This window comes from Streptomyces sp. NPDC015130, from assembly GCF_043080005.1.
GTDB lineage: Bacteria > Actinomycetota > Actinomycetes > Streptomycetales > Streptomycetaceae > Streptomyces.
Map to the genome: position 1 here is coordinate 269005 of NZ_JBIBVC010000006.1, position 18081 is coordinate 287085.

At 72.9% G+C, this 18081-nt stretch carries 13 protein-coding genes; 8 read left to right on the plus strand and 5 right to left on the minus strand.

The window, feature by feature from the left end:
* Positions 1-75: 75 nt before the first annotated feature.
* From ACF08F_RS15115 to ACF08F_RS15125, 3 genes are all read left to right on the plus strand, one after another.
* Positions 76-276, plus strand: a complete 201-nt coding sequence (locus tag ACF08F_RS15115; RefSeq protein WP_150270196.1) for a hypothetical protein — start codon at positions 76-78, stop codon at positions 274-276.
* A gap of 1 nt (position 277) precedes the next feature.
* Positions 278-2344, plus strand: coding sequence for a 4-alpha-glucanotransferase (gene malQ / locus ACF08F_RS15120; protein ID WP_392298926.1), 2067 nt, complete (start codon positions 278-280; stop codon positions 2342-2344).
* Between the two features lie 74 nt (positions 2345-2418).
* Entirely contained in the window at positions 2419-2646 is a 228-nt protein-coding gene (locus ACF08F_RS15125) for a hypothetical protein (protein WP_392298927.1), read from the plus strand.
* 76 nt (positions 2647-2722) lie between these two features.
* On the opposite strand, the gene ACF08F_RS15130 is transcribed toward ACF08F_RS15125, so the two are convergent.
* Entirely contained in the window at positions 2723-3271 is a 549-nt protein-coding gene (locus ACF08F_RS15130; RefSeq protein WP_392298928.1) for a MarR family winged helix-turn-helix transcriptional regulator, read from the minus strand.
* A 135-nt stretch (positions 3272-3406) separates the two neighbouring features.
* Between ACF08F_RS15130 and ACF08F_RS15135 the strand changes: the two genes are divergently transcribed.
* From ACF08F_RS15135 to ACF08F_RS15155, 5 genes are all read left to right on the plus strand, one after another.
* Complete coding sequence (locus tag ACF08F_RS15135) at positions 3407-4357, plus strand: EamA family transporter (protein WP_392298929.1); 951 nt, start codon at positions 3407-3409, stop codon at positions 4355-4357.
* Positions 4358-4362: 5 nt separating this feature from the next.
* Positions 4363-5382 carry a DMT family transporter gene (locus ACF08F_RS15140; protein WP_392298930.1) on the plus strand — a complete coding sequence of 340 codons (1020 nt, stop codon included), beginning with the start codon at positions 4363-4365 and terminating at the stop codon, positions 5380-5382.
* Between the two features lie 33 nt (positions 5383-5415).
* A complete protein-coding gene (locus ACF08F_RS15145; RefSeq protein WP_392298931.1) occupies positions 5416-6342 on the plus strand; it encodes a LysR family transcriptional regulator in 927 nt (308 codons plus the stop codon).
* Positions 6343-6450: 108 nt separating this feature from the next.
* Positions 6451-7575, plus strand: a complete 1125-nt coding sequence (gene alc / locus ACF08F_RS15150) for an allantoicase (protein ID WP_392298932.1) — start codon at positions 6451-6453, stop codon at positions 7573-7575.
* A gap of 259 nt (positions 7576-7834) precedes the next feature.
* Complete coding sequence (locus tag ACF08F_RS15155) at positions 7835-9505, plus strand: FG-GAP-like repeat-containing protein (protein ID WP_392298933.1); 1671 nt, start codon at positions 7835-7837, stop codon at positions 9503-9505.
* Between the two features lie 82 nt (positions 9506-9587).
* On the opposite strand, the gene pepN is transcribed toward ACF08F_RS15155, so the two are convergent.
* The 4 genes from pepN to ACF08F_RS15175 form a co-directional block, all read right to left on the minus strand.
* On the minus strand, positions 9588-12167 hold the full coding sequence (pepN, locus tag ACF08F_RS15160) for an aminopeptidase N (RefSeq protein ID WP_392298934.1): 2580 nt from the start codon (positions 12165-12167) through the stop codon (positions 9588-9590).
* Positions 12168-12219: 52 nt separating this feature from the next.
* Positions 12220-13404: a TerD family protein gene (locus ACF08F_RS15165; protein ID WP_392298935.1), complete on the minus strand. Its 1185-nt coding sequence runs from the start codon at positions 13402-13404 to the stop codon at positions 12220-12222.
* Between the two features lie 81 nt (positions 13405-13485).
* Positions 13486-14502 carry an aspartate-semialdehyde dehydrogenase gene (locus ACF08F_RS15170; protein ID WP_392298936.1) on the minus strand — a complete coding sequence of 339 codons (1017 nt, stop codon included), beginning with the start codon at positions 14500-14502 and terminating at the stop codon, positions 13486-13488.
* 166 nt (positions 14503-14668) lie between these two features.
* Positions 14669-17977: a S8 family serine peptidase gene (locus ACF08F_RS15175; RefSeq protein ID WP_392298937.1), complete on the minus strand. Its 3309-nt coding sequence runs from the start codon at positions 17975-17977 to the stop codon at positions 14669-14671.
* Between the last annotated feature and the right edge of the window lie 104 nt (positions 17978-18081).

The window sequence follows — 18081 nt, forward strand, 5'->3', positions numbered from 1 at the left end:
AAAACGAGGAGCGGTGGGTAGGGCTTGGCTGTTACCCCCGAGTCCCACCTGTCGAGACGAAACCGGGAGACCCCCGTGACCACGACCGCCCGCCATCCCGGACGGATACGGATTCCTCAGCAGTCGGCAGGCCCCGACTCCCCGCTGACCAGCGAACCGCCGCTCCCCGACACGACGCCCCTCACCAGCGAGCCGCCCCTGACCGAGGCGGCACCCCTCACCAGCGAACCCACCGTCCGCGGCAGCGCGGGTGGTTCGGAGTCCCCCGGAGTGTGAAGTGACCCTGGCCCGTCTCGCCGCCCGTCACGGCGTCGCCACCGAGTACAGCCCCTCCGCGGGCGTCACCGTCTCCGTGCCGGACGCCGCCGTGGTGGCCGTCCTCGGCGCCCTGGGCGTGGACGCGACGACGCCGGAGGCGGTCGAAGCCGCCCTCGCGGCGGCGGAACGGGCCGAGCGGGAGCGACTGTTGCCGCCCACCCTGGTCCGGCGGCGGGGGGAGGACGCCCTCGGCCCGCCGGCCGACCTGCCGCCCGGCACCCGGCTGCGGGTCACCACCGAGGAGGGCGCGGTCCTCACCGGCGACGACTGGGAGCGGCTGCCCCTCGGCGTCCACACGGTCGAGGCGACGGCCCCCGACGGGCGCTCCGCGACCAGCACCCTCGTCGTGAGCCCCGCGCGCGTGCCCGGCCCGGGGCGCCGCACCTACGGGCTGCTCGTCCAGCTCTACTCGCTGCTCTCCAGCCGCTCCTGGGGCATGGGCGACCTCGGGGACCTGCGGGAGCTCGCCACCTGGGCGGGCCGCACGCACGGCGCCGGCTTCGTCCAGGTCAACCCCCTGCACGCGGGCGTGCCCGGGGCGCCGAGCGACCCCTCGCCGTACCGCCCCTCCTCGCGCCGCTTCCCCGACCCGGTCCATCTGCGGATCGAGTCCGTCCCCGAGTACGCGCACGTGGACCCCGCCCACCGCGACGAGCTGGACCGGATCCTCGCCGAGGCGGCCGAGCTGCGCGAACGGGTCCTCGGCAAGGGCGCGCTGATCGACCGTGACGCGGTGTGGGACGTCAAGCGGCGGGCCCTGGAGCTCGTGGTCGGGGGCGTGGAGCTCGGGCCCGGGCGGCGCTCCGACTACCACGACTTCCTCGCCGAGCGGGGCCGCGCCCTGGAGGACCACGCCACCTACCAGGCCCTCGCCGAGCGGCACGGTCCCCACTGGCGCGCCTGGCCCGAGGAGCTGCGCGAGCCGCGCTCGGCGGAGCGCGTCGTGCTCGCCGACCCCGCGCTCGCGGCCCGGGTCGACTTCCACTGCCGGCTGGCCTGGCTGACGGACCGGCAGCTGGCCGAGGCGGCGGCGGCCGCCCGCGAGGCCGGGATGGCGGTCGGGATCGTCCACGACCTGGCCGTCGGCGTCCATCCGGAGGGCTCGGACTCCTGGGCGCAGCAGGACGCCTTCGCGGCCGGCATGTCGGTCGGCGCCCCGCCCGACGCCTTCAACGCCCGCGGCCAGGACTGGGGCCTGCCGCCCTGGCGGCCCGACGCCCTCGCCGCCGCGGGCTACGCCCCGTACCGCGGCCTCCTCCGCGAACTCCTGCGGCACGCGGGCGCCCTGCGCATCGACCACGTGATGGGGCTGTTCCGGCTCTGGTGGGTGCCGGAGGGCAGTGAGCCCACCGGAGGGACGTACGTCCGGTACGACGCCGACGCAATGCTCGCCGTCCTCGCCCTGGAGGCGCACCGCGCGGGCGCCCTCGTGATCGGCGAGGACCTCGGCACGGTCGAGCCGGGCGTACGGGAGGAGCTGTCCCGGCGCGGGGTGTTCGGGACCTCCGTGCTCTGGTTCGAGCGGGACTGGGCGGGCACGGGCCGTCCGGTGCCCCCGGAGCGCTGGCGCGCGGAGTGCGTGGCCACCGCCACCACCCACGACCTGCCGCCGACGGCCGCCCGGCTCTCCGGCGACCACGTCGCCCTGCGGCACCGGCTCGGGCTCCTCGACGGCGACCCGGAGCGCGACCGGGCGGCGGACGCGGCCGAGACCGCCGAGTGGCTGGGCCTCTTCCAGCGGCTCGGGCTGCTGCCGGAGGGGGCGGGGGAGGAGCCCGCCGAGATCCTGGCGGTCCACCGGTTCCTGCTGAGCACCCCGGCCCGGATGGTGGGGGTGTGGCTGCCGGACGCGGTGGGGGACCGCAGGCCGCAGAACCTCCCGGGCACCTGGGACGAGTACCCCAACTGGCGGCTGCCGATCGCGGGCCCGGACGGGCAGCCGCTCACCCTGGAGCGCCTCGCGGCCTCGCCCCGCGCCCACGCGCTGCTCCGTGAGCTGCACGCGCGTACGGACCCCGGGGAGTGACCGCGCGGGCCGGGAGGCGCCCGTACGGTACCCCCGCGCGCGCGGCTCGCCGAGGTGTTCGCTACTTTGGGGCCGTGGACAAGAAGAACGCCCTGCGCGCCGGTGCCGTCGCGGCCGGTACGACGCTGATGATGCTGCTCATGTCGTCCCCCGCGCTCGCGCTGACCCGCGACGACGGTGACGACCCGGCCCCCAAGCTGGAGGTCGTCGAGACCCTCGGCCTGTTCGTGGCCGCCCCGCTGGTGCTGTTCCTGGGCATCTGCGGCCTGGTGATGGTGCTCGACAGGTCCAAGAAGGCCTGACCGCCTTCTCCCCGCCTCTCCGAGGGCGCCGCACGGTACCGACGTACCGTGCGGCGCCCTCGCGTGCGTTCACGCGCTACGCGGTCGTCGCGAGCAGCTTGCGCAGCAGACCCGTCAGCTGCTCCGCCTCCTCGGCCGTGAGCGCCGACTCCAGTGCCGCCCGCTGCTGCCCGAGCCCGGCGCCGACGGCCTGGTCCACCAGCTCCCGGCCGTGCTCGGTGAGCGTCACCCGCAGCCCGCGCCGGTCGTGCGGGTCGGGGCTGCGGGTCAGCAGCCCCGCCTTCTCCAGCTTGTCCAGCCGGCCGGTCATCCCGCCGGTGGTGATCATCAGCGTGGCGGTCAGCTCGCGCGGTGAGAGCGTGTACGGCTCCCCGGACCTGCGCAGCGTCGCCAGCACGTCGAACTCCCCGAGCGCCATGCCGTAGGGCGCGTACGCCTTGTCCACCCGGCCGCGCATGGCGTTGGCCAGTCGGTAGATCCGCCCGAAGACGGCCATCGGCACGGTGTCCAGGTCGGGCCGGACGGCCGCCCACTGGTCGGCGATGGCATCGACGGCGTCATGGGCGGGGCCGGGGCCCGGAGCGGTGTCGGGGGCGGGCGCCGGGGCCGGGGTGTTCGTCTCCATGGGACCAGTCTCCCCTTCGGTACGACTCGATGGCAAGAAAGCCACTTGCAAGCAAGTAGCTTAGTGGTAAGTTAATTACCGCCAAGCCAGCCGGTCCCGCACCGGTCCGGGCACTCCACAGCAGGGGGAACCGTCATGTCCCGCAAGGCCGCCGTAGTCGCACTGACCGCGCTCGCCCCGATCTCCTGGGGCTCCACCTACTTCGTCACCACCGAGTTCCTCCCGCCGGACCGCCCCCTCTTCACCGGCCTGATGCGCGCCCTGCCCGCCGGCCTCCTGCTCCTCGCCCTCACCCGCAAGCTCCCGCAGGGCGCCTGGTGGGGGAAGTCGGCGGTCCTCGGAGCGCTCAACATCGGCGCCTTCTTCCCGCTGCTCTTCCTCGCCGCCTACCGGCTGCCCGGCGGGGTCGCCGCGGTCGTCGGCTCCGTCGGCCCGCTCTTCGTCGTCGGCCTCGCCGCCCTCTTCCTCGGCGAGAAGCCCACCGTGAAGACCCTGCTCACCGCCGTCGCCGCCGCCTTCGGTGTCAGTCTCGTGGTCCTCAAGGCAGGAGCCGCATTCGACCTGATCGGTGTGGCCGCCGGACTGCTCTCCTCGCTCTCGATGTCCGCGGGCATCGTCTTCACCAAGCGCTGGGGCCGTCCCGAGGGCGTCGGCGCCCTCGCGCTCACCGGCTGGCAGCTCACCGCGGGCGGCCTGGTCATCCTGCCGATCGCCTTCCTGGTCGAGGGCGCCCCGCCGGCCCTGACCGGCACCAACGTGGCCGGCTACGTCTACCTGGCCCTCGGCAACACCGCGATCTCCTACTTCCTCTGGTTCCGCGGCATCGAGCGGCTGAGCGCCTCCTCGGCCACCCTTCTCGGCCCGCTGTCCCCGATCACCGCGGCCGTCATCGGCTGGGTGGCGCTCGGCCAGGCCCTCGGCCCGGTGCAGGTGCTCGGCATGGCGATCGCCTTCGGTGCCACCCTGGCCGGCCAGCTCGGACCCCGTACCCCGAAGGCGCCGGCGCGGATCGTATCGTTCAGCTCCACTGAACGAAACGGTCAGGAAGTTTCGATGGACCTGGAGGGTTCGGGAGTGCGACGGTAGGCCGCATGAGCCTGATCACCGCCCGCCACCCGACCACCACCAACAGCACAAGCACCGCCTCCACCGACGACGGCACCAGCACCACACCCACCGACGACAGCACAAGCACCGCCGCCGCCACGACCGAGAAGCCGGCGCCCGCGAGGAAGCTCGCACGGGGCGCCGGCCTCGGCGTTCTCCTGGCCCTCCTCGCCACCGTCGTCTGGTCCGGCAGCTTCGTCGCCACCCGCGGCATGGCCGAGACCGTCCCGCCCGTCCAGGCGGTCTTCTGGCGCTGGATCATCGCGCTGCTCGCCGTCGCGCCCTTCGCCGCCCGCCCGTTCCTGCGGCAGTGGCGGACGATCCGCCGCCACCTCGGCTTCGTCGCCCTCGCCTCGCTCTTCGGCGTCGCGCTCTACAACACCCTCGTGCACCAGGCCGGACTGACCACCTCCGCCTCCAACATGGGCATGATCATGGCCGCCTCCCCGGTGATCATGGCGGGGTACGCCCGGCTCGGCGGCGAACGCCTCGGCGCCCGCCGGATCCTCGGGATGCTGACCGCCGCGCTGGGAGTGCTCCTGCTCGTCGGCAAGGGCTCGCTCACCGTCGATCTCGCCGCCGGCGACCTGTGGATGTTCGCCGCGGCCCTGTCCTTCGCCTCGTACAGCGCCCTGCTCAAGCGCAAGCCCGCCGAGATCGACGGACTCGCCTTCCTCTTCACCGCGTTCCTGCTCGGCGCCCTGATGCTCGCCCCCGCGTACGCCGTGTCGCTCACCGTCCAGGGCGGGTTCGCCCTCGGCCTCGCGACCGCGGGCCCCCTGCTGTACGTCGGCGTCTTCTCCTCCGCCGTCGCCTTCTTCGCGTGGAACAAGGCGATCACCCTGGTCGGCGCGGCCCGCGCGGGGGTCGTCTACTACCTCCAGCCCGTCTGCGTCGCCCTCCTCTCGTACGCCCTCCTCGGCGAGCGGCTCGGCCTCCTCGGCGGCGTGAGCATGGCCCTCGTCCTCGGCGGGGTGGCGCTGGCCTCGGCACGAGCCCGCTGAGTGCCGCCCGGCCCGCCCGGTAGGTTGCGCCCCATGACCGAGTGGGACATCAAGAAGCTCCAGATCCTCCGCACCCTCCGCGACCGCGGCACCGTCACCGCGACCGCGGAGGCCCTGCGCATGACCCCCTCGGCCGTGTCCCAGCAGCTCACCAACCTCGCCAAACAGCTCGGGGTGCGGCTCCTGGAGGCCCAGGGCCGCCGGGTCCGGCTCACCGACGCCGCCCATCTGGTGCTGCGGCACGCGGAGGCGGTCTTCGCCCAGCTGGAGCGCGCCGACGCCGAACTCGACGGGTACCTGCGCGGCGAGGCCGGGCAGTTGCGGGTGGCGGCCTTCTCGACGGCCGTGCCCGCCCTCGTCGTCCCCGCCGTACGACAGCTCCGGACCGCCCACCCCGGACTCGACATCCGCGTCCGGGAGGCCGAGGCGGCGGAGGCGTACGAACTGCTCACCGCGGGCGAGGTCGACCTGGCGCTCTCGCTCGCCGCCCACGCGCCCTCGGCGCGCGACCCCAAGTTCAGCCGGGTGCCCCTCCTCGCCGACCCCCTCGACGTCGCCCTGCCCGCCGGACACCCGCTCGCCGACGCGCCCGGCCTCCGCCTCGCCGACCTCGCCGCCGAGCCGTGGATCTTCGGCGGCTCCGGCCCCTGGTCGGAGATCACCACCGCCGCCTGCGAGGCCGCCGGCTTCGTGCCCGAACAGGCCCACAGCGCCTCCGGCTGGACCGCGATCCTCGCCATGGTCGAGGCCGGGATGGGCATCGCGCTCGTGCCCCGGATGGCCTCCGCCGACCGCCGGGGCGGCGCCGGGGTCGTCATGCGCGTCCTCTCCGCCGACCAGCCGCGCCGCCATGTCGTCGCGGCGGTACGGCGCGGGGCCGAGGAGGGGCCGGCGGTGGCCCGGGTGCTCGCCGCGCTCGGGCAGGCGGCCGCGGCCCGGGAATCCGTCCAGCAGAACTGAGCCCCTCGGTCTGCCGCGGAACCACCCCTGCCACCGTTCAGCAGAACTGAAAGACGTCATCGAAAACATTCGATGGACCGGAGGGGACGGGCGCGGGAGAGTCGAGGCATGAGCGACTTCGACGAGACCCAGGACCCGCACGCCAACGACGCCGCCCCCTACTCCGGCGGCGACCCGTACGCCGACTACCGGTCCGGTGACTTCCCCTTCACCGAGCTCGTCGACCTCGCCGACCGCCGCCTCGGCGCCGGAGTCGTGGCCGCCAACGACGAGTTCTTCGCCGAGCGCGAGAACCTCCTCGTCCGCGAGCGGGCCGTCTTCGACCCGGAGCACTTCGGCCACAAGGGCAAGATCATGGACGGCTGGGAGACCCGCCGCCGCCGCGGCGCCGACGCCGAGAACGTCTTCCCCGCACCCGAGGACCACGACTGGGCGATCGTCCGCCTCGGCGCCCCCGGCGTGATCCGCGGGATCGTCGTCGACACCGCCCACTTCCGCGGCAACTACCCGCAGAAGGTCAGCATCCAGGCCACCGCGGTGGAGGGCTCGCCCAGCCCCGCCGAGCTGCTCGACGCGAAGTGGGAGGAGCTCGTCCCGCCGACCCCCGTCCGCGGCCACGCCGCCAACGGCTTCCGCGTGGACGCCGAGCGCCGCTTCACCCACCTGCGCCTCTGCCAGCACCCCGACGGCGGCATCGCCCGCCTCCGCGTCCACGGCGAGGTCGTCCCCGACCCCGAGTGGCTGGAGCTCCTCGGCACCCTCGACCTGATCGCCGTGCTCAACGGCGGCTCGTACGAGGACGCCTCGGACAAGTTCTACTCCTCGCCCACGCAGATCATCCTGCCCGGCACCTCCCGCAAGATGGACGACGGCTGGGAGAACCGCCGCCGCCGGGTCCGCGGCACCAACGACTGGGTCCGCTTCCGGCTCGCCGCCCAGGGCGCCGTCCGCGCCGTCGAGATCGACACCGCCTACCTCAAGGGCAACTCCGCCGGCTGGATCGCGCTCCAGGGCCGCAACGGCGACACGGGCGAGTGGTTCGAGATCATCCCCCGGACCCGGCTCCAGCCCGACACCCTGCACCGCTTCAAGCTCCCCGCCCAGGCCGTCGTCACCCACGTCCGCCTCGACGCCTTCCCCGACGGCGGCGTCGCCCGGATGCGGCTCCACGGCACGCTGACGGAGCAGGGCGCCTCCGACCTGCGCGCCCGGTACGCGGCCCTCGGCGGCTGACGCGCGGGACCCCGGACTTCCGCCCGGCGGAGCGGCCGCGCGCCGACGCCTGCCCGCCGGGCGGACTCCAGACGCGGCGAAGGGGCACCTCCGTGGGGGAGGGTGCCCCTTCGCCGTCCCCCAGGACGCCTGCGAAGATCATCCGGCCGGGCGCGACCACCGACCACCTGGGGGACCGATGGAACGATTCCGATCGACAGCGAGACCGGCATCGAGACCGGCATCGAGACCGGCAGCGAGGTCGACGGTGAGATCGACCGTGAGGACAGGAGCGGCCCGGCTCGCCGCCGCGTTCGCCCTCGCGGCAGCGCTGCTCGCCGGCCTCACCTCCCCGGCCCTCGCCGAGGACGTCGTCGACCCGGCCACCGCGCCGCCGGTGCGCACGATCACGTACAACGTGTGCGGCGGGTGGGAGGAATGCCGGAGCGACCTCGACCTGCCCACCTGGACGGCCGAACTCCGCGAGCAGACCCTGGCCTGGGACACGGACGTCCTCATGCTCCAGGAGCTGTGCATCGGCCAGTGGGTCTCCCTGCGGGACGCCCTTCCCGGCTACAGGGCCGTGTGGACGTCCGCCAGGTCCTACCCGGGCTGCGCCAAGTGGTCGACCGACACCCGGTTGGGCCTCGGTGTCTTCGTCAAGGCCCCCGCCGTGGAGCGGTACGCGGCCGGCCTCACGGTCCCGGCCGGCGAGTCACCGCGCTCGGTCCTCTGCGCGCGCGGCCCGATCGACGGCCGCACCACGCTCGCCTGCACCACCCACCTCGCCCAGTACATCAAGCCGGACAACGGCTCCTCGCAGGTGATGGCGCACCTCGACACCTGGGCCGCCGGAGCCCCGGTGATCCTCGGCACCGACCTCAACGCGGGTACGGAAGCGACCTACGACCCCGTGCTGAACCCGATCCGCACCGGGTTGCCCGGCACCGGACCGTTCGTCGAGGCCGACGAGAACGACCGTGAGCCGACCATCGCGAGCGGCAAGAAGTTCGACCACGTCTTCCTCAGCGCGCGCGACTTCCGCAGCGTGCGGGCCGACGCGCTCGAACCCGAGTCGCCCGGCGCCAAGCCGCTCTCCGACCACAAGCTGCTCCGCGCCGCCGCCCGCCTGGGCTCCGGCGCCGACACCGATCTGACCGGCGACGGCCGGCCCGACGTCCTCGCGGTGAAGGACGACGGCAATCTGCGCCTGTACCCGGGCACGGACGGCGGAGCCCTCGGCACCCCGCGCGTGATCGGCACCGGCGGCTGGGCCGGCGCCGTCGTCAGCCACCGCGGCGACTGGACCGGCGACGGCCACCCGGATGTGCTCGCCCGCATCGGCAACGACCTGTGGGTCTATCCCAACACCGGCGGCGGCGAGCTCGGCCCGCGCGTCGCCATGGGCGGCCGGCCCACCGGCTGGAGCGGCCTCACCCCCCTCGCGGCGGGCGATGTCGACGGCGACGACCTGCCCGACGTCCTCGTCCGCAGCGGCACCGGCCTGTGGCTGCACCGCGGCGGCGAGCCCCAGGCGGGACAGCCCGCCTTCGCCCCCAGGGCGGCTCTCCCCATCGGCGACGCGGAGTGGGCCGCGTACGACGTGCTGACGCCTGGCGACACCGGCGGTGACGGACTGGCCGACGTGTGGGCCCGGGACCGCGCGACCGGAGCGATCAAGCAGTACCCGAGCCGGGGAACCCAGCACCTCGGCACCACCCCGACCGTCCTCGCCGCCGCCGGCGAGGCGGCCGTCGCCGACCGACGCCTCCTGCTGTCGGCCGGCGACGCGAACGGCGACAAGGTCCCCGACCTGTGGTCGACCCGTACCTCGGGCACCGCCGAGAACCTGGAGTTCCTGCCGGGCACGGGCACGGGCACGCCCACCGGCTTCGCGCCGGCCGCGACCGTCGGCACCGGCGGCTGGCAGTGGATCGACTCCCTGGGCTGACCTGCCCAGGCACGGAGAAGGGGCCCCCGGACCGTCGGTCCGGGGGCCCCTTCCTCACGTCACCGACGTCACGTCACCGCGCTCACGCGCCGGCGGCCGCGTCCGCCGCCTGGGCCTTCAGGGCGCGCTCGACGCCCGCGCGGCACTCCGTCACCAGACGGCGCAGCGCCGGGGCCGGCTCGTGCTCCGCGATCCAGGCGTCCGTCGCGTCCAGCGTCTCCTGCGAGACCTGGAGCGTCGGGTAGAGGCCGACCACGATCTGCTGGATGATCTCGTGGCTGCGGGTCTCCGAGATGCCCTTGATCGACGCGAAGTACTTCGCCGAGTACGGGGCGAGCAGCTCGCGCTGGTCGGACTGGACGAAGCCGCCGATGACGGCCTCCTGCACCGCGTTCGCCAGCTTGTCGTCCTCGACGACCGAGGCCCAGGCCTCGGCCTTCGCGGCCTCCGTCGGACGGGCCGCGCGCGCGGTCGCCGCGTGCCGCTCGCCCGCCGCCGTGCGGTCGCGCTCCAGCTCGGCGGCGATCTCCGCCTCGTCGTAGACGCCGGTGGCCGCGAGCCGCTGGACGAACGTCCAGCGCAGCTCGGTGTCGACCGCCAGGCCCTCGACGGTCTCGCGGCCCTCCAGGAGGGCGGCGAGCAGATCCAGCTGCTGCGGGGTGCGGGCGGTCGCCGCGAAGGCGCGCGCCCACGCCAGCTGGTGGTCGCTCGCGGGCGCGGCCGCCTGGAGGTGGGCGAGGGTGGCCTCGGTCCAGCGGGCCAGACCGGCCTCGCGCCACTCCGGCGCCGCGTACAGCTCGAGGGCGGCCTTGACCTGGCCCTGGAGCGACTGGACGACGCCGATGTCGGACTCCTTGGCGATCCCGGAGAGCACGAGGTCCAGGTAGTCGCGGGTGGCCAGCTCGCCGTCGCGGGTCATGTCCCAGGCGGACGCCCAGCACAGGGCGCGCGGCAGCGAGTCGGCGAAGTCGCCGAGGTGCGCGGTGACGTTGGTGAGGGACACCTCGTCGAGGCGGACCTTCGCGTACGACAGGTCGTCGTCGTTGAGCAGGACGACGGCCGGGCGGGCCTTGCCCACCAGCTGCGGCACGGAGGTCAGCTCGGCGGCCTCGATGTCGAGTTCGAGGCGGTCGGTGCGGACCAGCTTGCCGCTCGCGTCGAGGTCGTAGAAGCCGATGGCGATCCGGTGCGGACGCAGGACGGCCTCGCCCTTGGCGCCGGCGGGCAGCGCCGGGGCCTCCTGCCTGACGGCGAAGGCGGTGACGGCGCCGTTCTCGTCGGTCTCGATCTCCGGCCGCAGGATGTTGATGCCGGCCGTCTCCAGCCACGCCTTCGACCAGGTCTTCAGGTCACGGCCGGAGGTCTCCTCCAGCGCGCCGAGCAGGTCGGACAGACGGGTGTTCCCGAAGGCGTGCGCCTGGAAGTAGGCCTGGACGCCCTTGAAGAACTCGTCCTGGCCGACGTAGGCGACGAGCTGCTTCAGGACGCTGGCGCCCTTGGCGTACGTGATCCCGTCGAAGTTGACGAGCACGTCCTCCAGGTCGTTGATCTCCGCCATGATCGGGTGCGTCGACGGCAGCTGGTCCTGGCGGTAGGCCCAGGTCTTCTCCGCGTTGGCGAAGGTCGTCCAGGCGTTCGGCCAGCGGGTGCCGGCCACCGAGGCCTGGCAGGCGACCGAGGTGTACGTGGCGAACGACTCGTTCAGCCAGAGGTCGTTCCACCACTCCATGGTGACGAGGTCGCCGAACCACATGTGGGCGAGCTCGTGCAGGATCGTCTCGGCGCGCCGCTCGTACGCCGCGTCCGTCACCTTCGAGCGGAAGACGTACTGGTCGCGGATGGTGACCGCGCCCGCGTTCTCCATCGCGCCGGCGTTGAACTCCGGCACGAAGAGCTGGTCGTACTTGGCGAACGGGTAGTCGTAGGCGAACTTCTCCTGGAACCAGTCGAAGCCCTGCCGCGTGACGTCGAAGATGTGGTCGGCGTCGAGGAACTCGGCGAGCGACGGACGGCAGTAGATGCCGAGCGGGACGCTCTGCCCGTCCTTCTCGTACGAGGAGTGCACCGAGTGGTACGGGCCGACGATCAGCGCCGTGATGTACGTGGAGATCCGGGGCGTCGGCTCGAAGACCCAGATGTCGTCCTTCGGTGTCTCCGGCGTCGGCGAGTTGGAGATCACCGTCCAGCCCGTCGGGGCCTTCACGGTGAACTGGAAGGTCGCCTTCAGGTCGGGCTGCTCGAACGAGGCGAAGACCCGCCGCGCGTCCGGCACCTCGAACTGGGTGTACAGATAGGCCTGGTCGTCGACCGGGTCGACGAAGCGGTGCAGGCCCTCACCGGTGTTGGTGTACGCGCAGTCGGCGACGACCTTGAGCTCGTTGCGGCCCGCCTGCAGATGGCGCAGCGCGATCCGGGAGTCCCGGAAGACGGCGCCGATCTCCAGCGCGTGGCCGTTGAGCACGACCTCGTGGACGGCGGGGGCGACGAGATCGATGAAGGTCTCGGCACCGGCCTCGGCGGAATCGAAGCGGACGGTGGTGACGGACCGGTAGGTGCCGCCCTCCTGCGCACCGGTGAGGTCGAGTTCGACCTCGTATGCGTCCACGGTCAGCAGCGCGGCCCGCTGCTTGGCCTCTTCACGGGTCAGGTTTGTGCCAGGCACCCGGTCAACTCCTCGGTTTCGTGACGTTTGGCCCATCCTTCCACGGGCCGGCTCAGCGGCGCACGGCACATTTCCACGACCCGTCACCGCTGATCCGCAGCAGCCCCGGCCCCGGCACGGCCACGCTCGCCCGCACCTCGCCGACCCCGTTGACCAGCAGGTCCCGCTCCTCGTCGTCGTAGAGCGGATCGTGCGGCGGGGTGTGCCGGTGCACGGTGAAGCGCGACTCGCCGTGGTGCAGGAAGTCGAGGACCCCGGGCGGCCCCTCGTAGACCACCAGATCGTGGGCGAGCCCCTCGACGTGGCTGTCGAAGCGGCGCGCGTGCGAGAGGGGCAGCACCCGCAGCGTCCAGGGGGCGTCGGCCTCCACCCGCAGGGCCAGCGACCGGGCGCGCGGGACGAGGGCGACCGTACGGGCGCGGACCTCGTCCTCGTACGCCGCGAGCAGGTACTCCTCGGCGCGGCCGTGGGCGTCGCAGGTCTCGATGGTGGTGGAGAGCGAGTGGTACGACTCGATCTCCAGGAGCACCCAGTGGCCCGGCGGCAGCTCCGGCCCGCAGCGCACGGTCTCCTTGCCGCGGCCCTGGTAGACGGCGGGCCGGAAGTCCCCGCCGTACGGGTCGGCCACCGGCACCGGCGGGGCGGCGGGCGCCGGGGGAGCGGGCGGCGGGACGTAGCCGGGGCCCGGGATCGGCGGTGGCGGGGCCTCCACCACGATGCCGAGGTCCGTCGCGAGCCCGGCGAGCCCGGAGCCGTACCCCTGGGCGACCGCGCGGAACCGCCAGCCGCCGTCGCGCCGGCGGAACTCCCCGAGGACGAAGGCCGTCTCCGCCGTCGCGCCCCCGACCGCGCGGTACGCCACGGGGTTCCCGGCCCCGTCCGTGACCCGCAGGTCGAGCCCGGGCACCTGCCCGAAGGCGCCCCCGTCCGTGGAGGCGGCGATCACCACACGTCCCACGTCCGGCTCCACCCGCGCGAGGTCCAGCCACAGCCAGTCGGCGGCCGGGCTGCCGGGCGCGCCCGGCGCCGATCTCCCGAGGTGCCGCACCGCGCCCGAGGGGTGGTCGGTCCGGTTGTAGAAGACCAGATCGGCGTCGCCCCGGACCCGGTCCCCGGCCCCGAGCAGCAGCGCCGAGACGTCCACGTCGGGCACCCCTGGCCCGGTCCGCCAGCTGACCGCGACGTGGAGGGCCTGCGGGTGCACCGGGACGTCGGCCCCCGGCGGTATCTGGGTCATGGGGGAACTGTGGCACGGGCGGGCACGCCGGAGGGGCGGCTCCCCGCAACGGGAAGCCGCCCCTCCGGAGGGTGGTGCGGGTCAGCCCTTGAGCTCGGCCGCGACGAGCTCCGCGATCTGCACCGCGTTCAGCGCGGCGCCCTTGCGCAGGTTGTCGTTGGAGAGGAACAGCGCCAGGCCGTTGTCGACCGTCTCGTCCACGCGGATGCGACCGACGTAGGAGGCGTCCTTGCCGGCCGCCTGGAGCGGGGTCGGGATCTCGGAGAGCACGACGCCCTCGGCGTCCTTCAGCAGCTCGTAGGCGCGCTCGACGCCGATCGGCCGCTCGAAGCGGACGTTGACCTGGAGGGAGTGGCCCGAGAAGACCGGGACGCGCACGCAGGTGCCGGAGACCTTGAGTTCCGGGATCTCCAGGATCTTGCGGGACTCGTGGCGGAGCTTCTGCTCCTCGTCGGTCTCGAAGGAGCCGTCGTCGACGATCGAGCCGGCGAGCGGGACCACGTTGAAGGCGATCGGGCGCTTGTAGACGGCCGGCTCGGGGAACTCCACGGCCTCGCCGTCGAAGGCCAGCTGGTCGGCGTTCTCGGCCACGGCACACGCCTGGGTGCGCAGCTCGGCGACGCCGGCCACACCGGAGCCGGAGACGGCCTGGTAGGTGGTGGCGATCAGCGCGGTCAGGCCGGCCTCCTGGTGGAGGGGCTTGAGGACCGGCATGGCGGCCATGGTGGTGCAGTTCGGGTTGGCGATGATGCCCTTGGGGCGGTCCTTGATCGCGTGCGGGTTGACCTCGGAGACGACCAGCGGGACCTCGGGGTCACGGCGCCAGGCGGAGGAGTTGTCGATCACGACGGCGCCCTGGGAGGCGACCTTCTCGGCGAGGGCCTTGGAGGTGGTGCCGCCGGCGGAGAAGAGCACGATGTCCAGGCCGGTGTAGTCGGCGGTGGAGGCGTCCTCGACCGTGACACCGTCGACGACGGTGCCGGCGGAACGCGCGGAGGCGAAGAGCCGCAGCTCGTCGAGGGGGAAGTTCCGCTCGGCCAGGATGCTGCGCATGACTGTGCCGACCTGACCGGTGGCTCCGACGATTCCGACCTTCACGGGGACTCCTCCGTACGTATGTGCAGGGTGCTGCCGGTCCATGATGCGTATGTCCCGGGGCGCCTTGTCCAATCCATTGTCCAAGGGACGGACGAGTGTCGGGACGCGAAAGGGGCGGGCACCGGTTCCGGCGCCCGCCCCCTTCACGTACGGGGTGCTACGGGTACTACGGGGTGACCGCGCCGATCAGGACGCTGCCGGCGCCCGCGAGGGTGCCGCGGGCGTTGACCAGCTGGACCTCGCCGAAGAACTGACGGCCCTCGGGAGCCGCACCGGCGACCAGGACCTCGGCCGAGACCTGGGCGGAGGCGCCGTTGGCCAGCGGGTACGTCTTCGCCGCGTCGACCTGGACGGTGCCGAGCGCGGACGAGAAGTACACGTCCTTGTAGTCGTACGTGGTGCCGCCCTCGGCGTGGACCGCGTAGCCGTCGATGACGACGGTGTACGTGCCCGCGGCCGGCTTCACGAGGGAGACGGACTCCTCCGAGTCGCCGTCGGCCGACTGGGCGACCTGCTTGCCGTTCAGCGAGACCGTGAGGTCGAGGTCGGCGGCCTTGTCGGAGGTGTTGCCGATGCCGATGTCGAGACGCTCGACGCCCTCACCGATGGTGACGGTCTTCGTCTGCTTCTCGTGGTGCTGGATGGTCGGCGTCTCGCTCTTCTGCGAGCCGAGGGAGCCGCCCTTCAGCTTGCCCTCGATGCCGGAGAAGCGGTTCGTGACCGTCCACTGGACCGGGGCCGGGGTGCCGATCTTCGCCTCGGCGACCGTCTGGACGGCCGGGTCGAAGTCGGCGCCGAGGACGTTGACACCCAGGGTGTACGGGTTGTCCAGGTCCGGCGACGTACGGCGGGACTCGACCTCGATCTCCCAGACGCCGGGCGTCGGGTTCGCGTAGGACCGCAGGTCCGGGCGGCAGGTGTTGGCCGGGTTGTAGTGCGGGTAGCAGCCCGTGGTGGCGGTCGGGTCGACCGGCACGCCGTACGGGTGGATCGCGATGAAGCGGGTCTGGCTCTTCGCCTTCAGACCGGCCAGCGAGATCTCCAGCGTCTTGGCGCCCTGGGGCACGGTGACGAAGTAGTGCTTGGTGCTGTTGCGCTGCACCGAGCCGGAGGCGGAGAAGCCGTAGCCCGGGGCGACCAGGTCGCTCGCGACGATCGAGGTGGCGAGGATCTGCTTGTCGACGCCCTCGGTGCGCTCGTCGTCGGCCTCCAGGATGACGCTGTGCGCGCCGGCGGTGGCGGCACGGGCCTGGAGCTTGACGGTGACCGGCTTGTTCAGCGGCAGGTCGATCTCGTCGTCGCCGAGGATGCGGAAGGTGCCGTCGTTGTACTTGAGGTCGAGCTCGTGCTCGATCGACCGGTTCGGGCCGCTCGTGCGCGTGATCGTGACGTCGTAGACGCGCTTCTGGCCGACCTTGAGGTCGCCCTCACGGTCGTACACACCGGTGCCGGTGTGCGGGGCCGGGAAGATCGCGGTGTCGACCGGGGCCTCGACCTTGTAGTCGTGCGCCGTGGCGCCGTCCTTGATCGAGTCCCAGGCCTCCTCGATGTCGATGAGGCCCGAGCCCTGCTCGTGGGCCGCGACGCCGGAGATCCGCTTCGCGGTCGAGGTGAGGGCGGTGCGCAGGGTCAGCGGCGAGAGGGCGATGCCCTTCTGCTTCGCGGCCGAGAGCAGCAGCGCGCTCGCGCCCGCCGCCTGCGGCGAGGACATCGAGGTGCCGTTGAGCATGCCGTAACCGGCGGGCAGCGCGTAGCCGGACTCGGGGACACCGGCGCCGGCCAGCCAGGTCGGGATGGTGTTCACGGACGAGCCGGGGGCGGTGATGGTCGGGGTGAAGCCGCCGTCCTCACGCGGGCCGCGCGAGGAGAAGGGGAACATGGCGTACTTCTTCTCGACGGCCGAGCCGTAGTTGGCGGCCCAGGTCTCCTTGGAGACGGCGGCGCCGACCGAGATGACCTTGTCGGCCAGGGACGGGTCGCCGATCGTGTTGATGCCGGGGCCCGAGTTGCCGGCCGAGATGACCAGCTGGACGCCGTACGTGTCGATCAGGCGGGTGTAGAGGCGCGAGCGGACGTTGTCGCCGTCGTTCTGTGCCGGCAGGCCGCCGATCGACATGTTGACGATGTCGACGCCGCGGTTGACGACGAGGTCCGTCATGCCCTCGGTGAGGGCGGTGTTGGTGCAGCCGCCGGTCCAGGTGCAGGCGCGCGAGGAGACGATCTTCGCGCCGGGGGCCGCGCCGTTCATCCGGCCGCCGAAAAGGCTGTTGGCGGCGGTGATGCCGGCGACGTGCGTGCCGTGCGAGGACTCGACGAGACCGACGTTGACGAAGTCGCGCTTCTGGCCGACCCAGCTGCCGCCGAGCGGGTCCATCGGGACGTCCTTGCGGATCTCCACGACGAACGGCGTCTTCTCGGCGACCTCGGTGGCCGGGTTGTCGGTACCGAACCAGCCGATCTGGTACCCGTCCTTGTACGGCTTCATCGGCGCGTTGTCCGTGAAGTCGTTGTTCTGGTCGGTGTCCACGCGGACGGTCCCGGCGGCCGGGTCGTACAGCAGGCCGAAGACGTCGGAGGTGTCGCCGTCCCGGTTGATGTCACCGGCCGGGTCGCCGCCCGCGGTGACCGACTCGGTGAAGCGGCTGAACTGGTAGGAGCCCTCGGGCGCCTTCCAGCTCTGCGAGGAGGCGGTGAAGACCGGGCCCGCGACCGGGGCGTTCTGCAGACGCCAGGTGGCGTCGCCCTCGGTGATCGGGTCGGTGGCCGTGACCCAGTCGACGATCTTGCGCTCGCCGGTGGTGGTCTTCTGGAGCGCCGGGTGACCGAGGTCGACGCCGGAGTCCAGGATGCCGATGGTCACGCCGCGGCCGTCGGCCTTCGAGTGGTCCTTGACGAAGTCGACCGCGCCCGTCTCGTGCGAGGGGTTGTACGGGTTCTTCGCCGGGGTGTTCCTGCCCGGGGCCGGGTACGTCGTGGTGACGGTCGTGCCGTCGACGGCGCCCGCGTCCGGGGTCGGGTCGTCCAGGACGATCTCGGCCTGGAGGTCGATCGACTGGACGGAGGAGAGCTTCGTGGCAGCCTTGATGGCCGCCTCGGCCTTCGCGGTCGGCAGCGTGGCGCGGACGTAGCCGAGCGCGTCCTGCTGCTTGCCGACGGAGGCGCCGGGGACGGCGTCGAGCTGACCCGCGACCTGCTCGGTCGCGCCGGGGGCGGTGGCGACGAGCACGGTGACGTTCTTCTCGCCGCTGACCTGGGCCTCGGTGAGGCGCTGGGCGTCGATGGCGCCGAGCTTGTCGGCCGGGTCCGAGGACTTCACCGGGGGAGTGGACACCGGGGCCTCGGTGGCGAGCACGGGCGCGGCGCCGGTCGCGACGAGCGCGGCGACCAGGCCGGCAGCGGCGGCGATGCGGGCCGCTCGTCTGTGCCCGGGCGTCGAGCTTCCGGGTATGGAGCTCCGAGTTTCGGGGGTGGTCATTTACATCCCTGTTTGTGAAAGGAGAGAGTCCGGATTTCGGTGCCGGATGACCGCTCAGCCTTTCGTAAACGACAGGGGTTTGTGGAGAGTTACTCGGGGCCGGT

Bases quoted from the DNA above. Each gene is read 5' to 3' on its own strand.
- ACF08F_RS15130 (WP_392298928.1), bottom strand. From the start codon at position 3,271: ATGGAGACGAACACCCCGGCCCCGGCGCCCGCCCCCGACACCGCTCCG.
- ACF08F_RS15135 (WP_392298929.1), top strand. From the start codon at position 3,407: ATGTCCCGCAAGGCCGCCGTAGTCGCACTGACCGCGCTCGCCCCGATC.
- ACF08F_RS15140 (WP_392298930.1), top strand. From the start codon at position 4,363: ATGAGCCTGATCACCGCCCGCCACCCGACCACCACCAACAGCACAAGC.
- ACF08F_RS15145 (WP_392298931.1), top strand. From the start codon at position 5,416: ATGACCGAGTGGGACATCAAGAAGCTCCAGATCCTCCGCACCCTCCGC.
- alc (WP_392298932.1), top strand. From the start codon at position 6,451: ATGAGCGACTTCGACGAGACCCAGGACCCGCACGCCAACGACGCCGCC.
- ACF08F_RS15165 (WP_392298935.1), bottom strand. From the start codon at position 13,404: ATGACCCAGATACCGCCGGGGGCCGACGTCCCGGTGCACCCGCAGGCC.
- ACF08F_RS15175 (WP_392298937.1), bottom strand. From the start codon at position 17,977: ATGACCACCCCCGAAACTCGGAGCTCCATACCCGGAAGCTCGACGCCC.